This is a genomic window from Dyella sp., assembly GCF_036568765.1.
Lineage (GTDB): Bacteria > Pseudomonadota > Gammaproteobacteria > Xanthomonadales > Rhodanobacteraceae > GSA-30.
Genome location: NZ_DATCRY010000032.1, coordinates 1 through 8,345 on the forward strand (window position 1 = coordinate 1; position 8,345 = coordinate 8,345).

7 protein-coding genes are annotated in these 8,345 nt (G+C 59.8%); 6 read left to right on the forward strand and 1 reads right to left on the reverse strand.

Annotated features, from left to right (window positions below):
• From VIM98_RS03030 to VIM98_RS03050, 5 genes are all read left to right on the forward strand, one after another.
• On the forward strand, positions 1-574 hold a 574-nt coding region (locus VIM98_RS03030; protein ID WP_331991615.1), incomplete at its 5' end, for a hypothetical protein.
• The gene (locus tag VIM98_RS03035) at positions 571-1,965 is read left to right on the forward strand and encodes an XVIPCD domain-containing protein (RefSeq protein WP_331991616.1); all 1,395 of its coding nucleotides are present in this window, start codon (positions 571-573) and stop codon (positions 1,963-1,965) included. The genes VIM98_RS03030 and VIM98_RS03035, both read left to right, overlap by 4 nt.
• A gap of 77 nt (positions 1,966-2,042) precedes the next feature.
• A complete protein-coding gene (locus tag VIM98_RS03040; protein ID WP_331991617.1) occupies positions 2,043-3,728 on the forward strand; it encodes a type IV secretory system conjugative DNA transfer family protein in 1,686 nt (561 codons plus the stop codon).
• Between the two features lie 265 nt (positions 3,729-3,993).
• Positions 3,994-4,857, forward strand: coding sequence for a DUF4189 domain-containing protein (locus tag VIM98_RS03045; protein WP_331991618.1), 864 nt, complete (start codon positions 3,994-3,996; stop codon positions 4,855-4,857).
• A 92-nt stretch (positions 4,858-4,949) separates the two neighbouring features.
• Positions 4,950-6,143: an XVIPCD domain-containing protein gene (locus VIM98_RS03050; RefSeq protein ID WP_331991619.1), complete on the forward strand. Its 1,194-nt coding sequence runs from the start codon at positions 4,950-4,952 to the stop codon at positions 6,141-6,143.
• A 173-nt stretch (positions 6,144-6,316) separates the two neighbouring features.
• On the opposite strand, the gene VIM98_RS03055 is transcribed toward VIM98_RS03050, so the two are convergent.
• A complete protein-coding gene (locus tag VIM98_RS03055) occupies positions 6,317-6,940 on the reverse strand; it encodes a LysE family transporter (RefSeq protein WP_331991620.1) in 624 nt (207 codons plus the stop codon).
• Positions 6,941-7,094: 154 nt separating this feature from the next.
• On the opposite strand from VIM98_RS03055, the gene VIM98_RS03060 reads away from it, so the two are divergent.
• On the forward strand, positions 7,095-8,345 hold a 1,251-nt coding region (locus tag VIM98_RS03060; RefSeq protein WP_331991621.1), incomplete at its 3' end, for a NupC/NupG family nucleoside CNT transporter.

The window sequence follows — 8,345 nt, forward strand, 5'->3', positions numbered from 1 at the left end:
CGCTTGCGCGGCGCTGGCCATTGCCTTGCTCACTTCGGCCTATACCTCCGTAATGAAAACTCCCGAGATCAAGCACAATCCCGCGCCGAAACAACGGTACGCCATCACCCTCGCGGTCGACGGCGCACCGGGACCGTTCGACACAGTTACCGGCTTCGTGGAATACAAAGTGGCGAACGAAGCCTGCGTTCCGCTCGAGCCGATCAGCGGGGCAACGATCGCGCCGGAGCAAAAGGTGCCTTTGACCTTTCGATCGGCAGGAGGCAATACGTATACCGCCACCGTCTATGCCGACCTGATGCAGGACGAGGATTATTACGGCCTGGGCATCTGTCACTGGGAAGTGGTAGCGGCATCGGCGGTACTGCGGCATAAAGCGGTCGAGTTCAGCCCGGCGATCTTCCGCAAAGACATTGCCGCGCAGCACGCTGTAGCGACGTATTTCGTCAAGGGCGACTACAGCAGCGACACCCCGCGCAACGCCTTTGGCACAACCAACCGCGATCTTTTTCAGCCGCCATCGCGCAATGACCTGTTCACCGTCACGCTGACAGCGCGGGAAGACGTGCCATGACCCTCAGCGCTACCGATTACGCCCTGCTTGCGCAGGACGCGTACCAGACGCGCGAAAACAACAGCAAGGTCGAGCTTGGCGGCGTCGATTACCGCGTGCTCGACCATATGAACGATCCGGTCACAGGTTACCAGGGCACCGCCTATCAGCGTCTGGATACCGGCGAAGTCGTGATCGCTCACCGCGGTACCGAGCAAGTACTGCAAGACGGCGTGCTCGCCGATGCGGGCATGGTGCTGACGGGCGTGAATGTGCAGATGGGCGATGCCATGGCGTTCTCGCGCCGGGTCGTTGCCGAGGCTACGCAGGCGGCCGAACAGGGGCACTATCCACTCAATGTCACCGTCACCGGCCACTCGCTCGGCGGCACGCTGGCGGAAGCCACCGCCTACAAGCTGGGATTGCACGGCCAGACCTTCAATGCCTATGGCGCGGCCGGCCTGTTGGAAGATATTCCCAAGGGCGGCAACCAGGTCATCGACAACGTGCGAGCTACCGATGCGGTCAGCGCCGCCAGCGCGCATTTCGGCGAAGTGCGCGTGTACGCGGTGCCGCAGGATATCGATAAGCTGAACAAGGCCGGCTATCACGACGGCGGCAGCGTACTGTCGCCACGCGACCCGGTGGGCGTGGCAGCGACGAGCCTGGGCGCTCATGCGATCGACAACTTCGTACCCAATAGCAAAACGCTGGGCCAGTCGATCATGACGCCCAAGAACCAGGCGTTGTATCAAGCGCACGAAGGCATGATCGATCGCTACCGCACCGATGTGCAGGATACGCGCAAGGTACTATCAGCCGGCTGGGAAATTCCCAAGGGCATCGTCGAAGGCGCCGAATCGCTCGAACATGCCGTGGCGCAAAAGGCCACGCAAATCTATGACACGGTGCGCGATGCCGCCGAACGCGTCGGGCATGACCTGTCGCAGGCCACGCACAACGCGGTCGATCGCATCGAACGCGCCGTGGATGCGGTGAGCAAGGACATCAGCGACAAGCTGCATCCTGCCGCCCCGCCGCACCTGGATCAGCCAGGACACCCGGATCACGCCTTGTTCGAACAGGCGCTGCGCGGCGTGCAACGCATCGATGCGCAGCACGGGCGGACACCCGACCAGAGCAGCCAGAACCTTGCCGCCGCGCTAACCGTCGCCGCACGGCAGGATGGCTTGCAGCGCATCGACCATGTTGTGCTCAGCGACGATCGCGCACGCACCTTCGCCGTGCAGGGCGATCTGGATTCGCCACTCAAGCGCGTTGCGGGCGTGGGCACCCAACAAGCGGTGAGCACACCGGTGGAGCAAAGCGGACAGGCGCTGCAGAAGCTCGACCAGCAACGGGCGCCCACCGAGGCGGCACCGCAGCAGGCCACGGCAATGCGCATGGGTTAAAGACAAGGCCGGCTGGTGGGCCCTGCCGTCCAGGGAAGTCCCCGCCTGCGGGGAAAACACATCAAAGTGAGAGTTTCATGAGTAAAGGCAAGTGGATCTGGCTCGGCATACTGTTCCTTGCGGCTTTGGCAGCTGGCGAATACCTGGCCGGCCTGCTGACCCTGACATTCCTGCGGCTGGGTTTGCATGACCTGGGCATGGGCACCTATTGGAGCTACCTGCGCGCTCTGCAGATGCCGGAGGTGCAGCCCTACGTAGGCAAGATCAAACTCGGCGGCTATATCGGCTTCGGTCTGCCGGGCCTGCTGTGGCTGATCGCGCTCTATTTCATCGTCAGGCCCAAGAAGCAATCGATGCATGGCGACGCGCGCTTCGCCAATAACGGTGATCTCAGCAAGAACGGCATGTTCAAGGAAGCCCCCAATGGTGTCATCGTGGGCAAGTACAAGGGACAGCTGGTACGCCTTAGCGGCCAGCAGTTCGTGATTCTCGCGGCACCGACGCGTTCGGGCAAAGGTGTGGGCGTCGTTATTCCCAACCTGCTCGAATACGGCGAGTCGATGGTAGTGTTAGACATCAAACAAGAAAACTTCGACCTGACCTCCGGCTGGCGTGCTTCGCAGGGCCAGGAAATCTACCTGTTCAATCCGTTCGCTGAAGACCGCCGCACACACCGCTGGAATCCGCTGACTTATGTCTCGTCCGATCCCGCCTTCCGCGTATCGGACCTGATGAGCATCGCGGCGATGCTTTATCCCGACGGATCGGACGACCAGAAATTCTGGGTCAGCCAGGCGCGCAATGCCTTCATGGCCTTTACCTTGTATCTGTTCGAGAAATGGGAATACGACGAGCAACGCCAAATTCCGCTGTCGCTTCGCAGCAAGCCGACGCTGGGCCAGGTCTATCGGCTCTCCTCCGGCGACGGCTCGGACCTGAAGAAACTCTACCAGCAGCTTTCGCAACAATCGTTCCTCTCCGGCAACGCGCGCTCGGCTTTCGCCAATATGTTGTCGCAGGCGGACGAGACCTTCGCCTCGATCCTGGGCACATTCAAGGAACCGCTCAACGCCTGGATCAATCCGGTACTGGATGCGGCCACCAGCGAAGACGATTTCCTGCTGACCGACGTGCGCAAGAAGCGCATGACGATCTATATCGGCATCCAGCCGAACAAGCTGGCCGAAGCGCGGCTGATCGTCAACTTGTTCTTCAGCCAGCTGATCAACCAGAACACGAAGGAATTGCCGCAGAACAACAAGGCGCTCAAGCACCAGTGTCTGTTGCTGATGGACGAATTCACATCCATCGGCAAAGTGGAGATCATCGCCAAGGCGGTGAGCTATATGGCCGGCTATAACATACGCCTGCTACCGATCATCCAGAGCATGGCCCAGCTCGATGCCACCTATGGCAAAGACGTCTCGCGCACATTGATCACCAATCACGCCTTGCAGATCGTCTACGCACCGCGCGAACAGCAGGACGCTAATGATTATTCCGAGATGCTCGGCTATACCACCGTTCGCAAGGAAAACATCACCCAGGGCAAGGGACGCGACAGCCGGTCCAAGAGCCATTCCGACGAACGCCGCGCATTGATGCTGCCACAGGAACTCAAAGCGATGGGACCGGACAAGGAGGTGTTCCTCTACGAGGGCATTCCGCATCCGGTGCTATGCGACAAGATTCGTTATTACAAGGACAAGCGATTCACCGAGCGGCTGATGAAAAAAGTCGACGTACCGATGCTTTCGATCTGATTGCTACGCAGCGTCTAGACTTCGAAGCGCCGCGGGCGGCATGCTCGCGGCGTTTGTGCATAAGCAATCACGTCGGTGAAAGGCAGCTCCCGTTGCGGCCATATTCGCTTCGAAGTCGAAGGCACACCGACGTACGATGACTTGCAATGGCTCGATGTGCCAGCGCAAGGGCATGTTGATGCGATTCGTGCCTTATGCTCCATTGAGCAGCAAAGTGGAATTTCAGTCGGTTAAACTAGACGACTCCACAAAAGGAAGCGTGTAGATGACTTTTGCCCCAAGGCTTTTATTTGCCGCGTTCGCTGCGACCATGAGCCTTCCCTCGCTTGCAGATACATTGCCCCCTGCACCGCCTGAAATAGCGGCTTCGGCTCCTGCGGGAACCTCGCTTATCGCGTTCAAGACCAGCGGCGACGGGCCAGATGCCGATGCTGTAGCCATCTATGAAACATCGCCCGATGCCGATGACATCCGTTATCGAAAGCTGATTATTTTCGGCAGAAAGGACGGCAAGTTCGTCCCGGAAGTGACAAACGACAAGCTCATTGCTTGCTCGAAGTGCAGTCAGTTTCATGACGATCCCTTCGATCCTGACGACCTCAAGGTCGTGCCGGGGCATATCCATATCGATCAGATGGATGGAGGGGAAAAGCCATCGACGACCACGTTCGATTTTGTACGGAGGAATGGCAGCTGGCTTGTAACAAAGGCCACTCGGTTTTCTATCGCGATGGGACGCTATGAGTCGACGACCGAAAAGCTGCCCCTTCCTAAGTCTGGGCTAGTACAGGACATGGATGGCCGCTGGAGCTTTCCGGTGTACCTCAACACTATCGTAATCAAAGGAAAAACCAACCGATTCATGTTTCTGCACGGCAACCTTGGCCCCGAAGAGTTCCAGAGAAGTATTGCCGCCGACTGCAAGGACATGGATTGCCGGGTGCTGATTCAGCAGCAGGATGGCTGTATTTCACTTGCACAAGACAGCGCGATGCAATCGTTTGGCGCAGGCGTTCCCGATCACAAGGCTGAAAAAGAAGCTGCGGCCAAGGCAATAGCTAAATGCAACGCCGCAGGTGGAAATGCTTGCAAAGAAGTTAGAACGGACTGCAGCAAGGGCGTTCTATGACGGCCTAATACAAGGAGAGAAATATGGATGTAGTGTCCGACAGGAAAGTCACCCGCCTCGTAGCAACCCAGGGCAAAGTGCGGGTCTATGAAATGGACGATGGCGCCTGGTTGACGGCCAAGGACGGAACGGTGGCTTGGCGTAATAACAACCCTGGCAACCTGAAGTTTGAGTATGCCGGGAGCTCAGATACAACCGCGCGTACGCAGCGTACTAAAGCAAGAGCACTCGCTAGAGCACAGGCTGACTATCAGGGCGTTGTTGACCTCGACCAATGGGGCAATGCCATTTTCGAGAGCTATGAAGCCGGACGTAAAGCGCAAAAGAAACTCTTGCAGAACGAGCGCATGAACGACAAAACCGTCGAGCAGCTCGTGAAGAGCTATTCGACGGCGGATTACAGCGGGAACACCCATCATGCCAACCAAGTCGCCATTATCTATGCCACCGCCGATGCCCAGGGTCAGGATTTGCACGAAAAGAAAGTCGTCGATATGTCCCCCGAGGAGCTCAATGCACTCGCTGACGGCTTGGCAAAGGCAGAACATTGGAAAGCAGGTAGCGTCGAGCGAACGCAACCTTTAACCGAAGAACAACTGCGGGACACCCTAGCTGCCTCATCGCCAACCAAGGCTGCAAGTGCAGGCCCCAGCACGGCAATGCATCGACAAGGCGACCGCAGTGCCGCGGTGGGTCAATTGCAGCAAGACCTCACCGAACTAGGCTTCACCGCGCGTGACGGTCAGTCCATCGCAGTCGACCGGCACTTCGGCCCGCGTACACGCGAAGCCGTCGAAGCTTTTCAGCAAGCGCACGGTCTGCGCGCTGACGGCATTGCCGGTCCAGCTACGCTCGCTGCCCTGGCCGAAGCGAAATCCCAGGCCGCCATCCCCGAACTGACCGATGTCCGTCATCCGGCACATGGCATGTACGCGCAGGCGTTTCAGTGTGTAGCTCGGCTCGATGAGAGCCATGGACGCACGCCGGGTCCGCACACGCAGATGTTCGCTGGCAGCCTGACGTCAGCTGCGCTTGGTGCGGGCATGCAACGGATCGATCACGTGCTGTTGTCCGATGACGCCAGCCGAGGCTTTGCAGTGCAAGGTGCACTCGACTCCCCGTTCAAACAATACGCAGAGGTCGGCGTCATGCAGGCTATTCAAACGCCGCTTTGCCAGAGTAGCCGAGAGGCAGCGGATCGTATTCAGACGACGGCGCAGCAGGATGCACCACAAGCTCAGGCCATGCAGGAGCCAGCGATGGCTTCGCCTGTGATGGGACGTTGATCGTGTGAAGAGCCCCCCTCACCCCAACCCTCTCCCCCGGCAAAGCCAGGGGAGAGGGAGCAGTCCGCGCAAGTGCGAAGTACTGTGGCTTATCTCAGTCAGGCTCCCTCTCCCCTGGCTTTGCCGGGGGAGAGGGTTGGGGTGAGGGGGTGGCCTGGCCGAAGATGCCGCGCTTAAGCTCGCCGCGCAAACACCAGATGCAACCCGAACGCGACAAACACCGCGCCGGCAAATCCATCGATCCAACGCGCCAGCTTCAAATAGCCCTGGCGCATGACCGGCATGGCAAATAAGGCGGCCACGATGCCGAACCACAGGAAGGTTTCGGCAACCACCATCGTCCAGATACCCCAGCGCGCAGCATGGCTGACGCCATTGCCCAGGAAAGCCGAAAACACGCTGGCGAAGTAGATCACCGCCTTGGGATTGGCGAGATTGGTGAAGAACCCGGCACGCAGTGTCGCCAGATCGCCCTGCTGCAGGGTGGGACGCGGTCGATCGGCGGTGACGGGAGCCTTCCATGCTCCTCGCAGCATCTTCGAGCCCATCCACACCAGGTACACGCCGCCGGCAACGGTAATCAGACGCTCCAGCCAGACCAGCCGCTGCAGCAGCAGCTGCAGGCCGAGCAGGGCCAGCGCCGCCCATACCGCTACACCCAGGGCGATTCCCACCACTCCGAAGAAGGCCTGGCGACGCGAACGGCTGATGGCGGTCTGGGAGACGAAGAAGAAATCCGGCCCCGGGGTCATCAGCGCAATAATTTGCACCAGGGCAATGGTCAGGAACAGGCTCATGGGGGGCTCCAGCCGAGATCGGGGAAGGGTCAGTCTATCGGGTGCGCCCCCGCGGTGCAGCTTGCCCTTCGGCGGCCCCCTCCTCTACGCTTCCACCCTATTTTCGATGGCCTAAGGGGACCCTGCGGCCGTATCACGCGGGGTTCAAGCGACGATGGAATTGCTAGGCCATATCCTTTTCGGCCTGTTCGGCCTTGCGATGCTTCTGGGCATCGCTTTCCTGTTTTCCAACAACAAGCGCGCCGTCGACTGGAAGCTGGTCGGCACCGGTGTGCTGTTGCAGTTGGTTTTCGCCGCGGCAGTGCTGAAGCTGCCGTTGGGTCGCGATGTATTCAACGCGATCGCGGGTGGCTTCGTGAAGTTGATGAGCTATGTCAATGAAGGCTCCAACTTCATCTTCGGCAGCCTGATGGATACCAAGAACTTCGGTTTCATCTTTGCGGTGAACGTGCTGCCGACGATCGTGTTCTTCGCCTCGCTGACCGGTGTGCTGTATCACTTGGGCGTCATGCAGAAGATCGTCCAGGGCATGGCCTGGGTGATCACCAAGGTGATGCGCGTTTCCGGCGCGGAAACCACCAGCGTCTGCGCCAGTGTGTTCATCGGCCAGACCGAGGCGCCGCTGACGATCAAGCCATACATCGAGCGGATGACCGAGTCGGAACTGATGACGGTGATGATCGGCGGCATGGCACATATCGCCGGCTCCGTGATGGCGGCCTATGTGGGTCTGCTCGGTCATAACGATCCGGTCGAGATGCAGTTCTACGCAAAACACCTGCTCACCGCTTCGGTGATGGCCGCACCGGCGACCATGATGCTGGCCAAGATCCTGGTGCCGGAAACCGGCGTGCCGCTGACCCGCGGCACGGTGAAGATGGAAGTGGAAAAGACCACGACCAATGTCATCGACGCGGCTGCCACCGGTGCTGGCGATGGCCTGAAGCTGGCCATGAACGTGGGTGCGATGCTGCTGGCTTTCATCGCCCTGATCGCGCTGCTCAACGGGCCGATCCAGTGGCTAGGCACGACCACCTGGGGCGGTAGCGGTACGCTCAACGGCTGGCTATCGAGCCTGGCCGGCCACCCCGTCGCCTTGAGCCTGCAAACGATATTCGGCTGGATCCTCGCACCCATCGCCTGGCTGATCGGCGTGCCCTGGCACGACGCCAGCCTGGTCGGCAGCTTTATCGGCGAGAAGGTCGTAATCAATGAATTCGTCGCCTACGTCGACCTGTCCAAGCACACCGACATGCTGGCGCCCGAAAGCCGCCTCATCGCCACTTATGCGTTGTGCGGGTTCGCCAATTTCTCCTCGATCGCAATCCAGATCGGCGGTATCGGCGGTCTTGCGCCGGGACGCCGCGGCGACCTGGCGCGCCTGGGCCTGCGCGCGGTGCTGGGC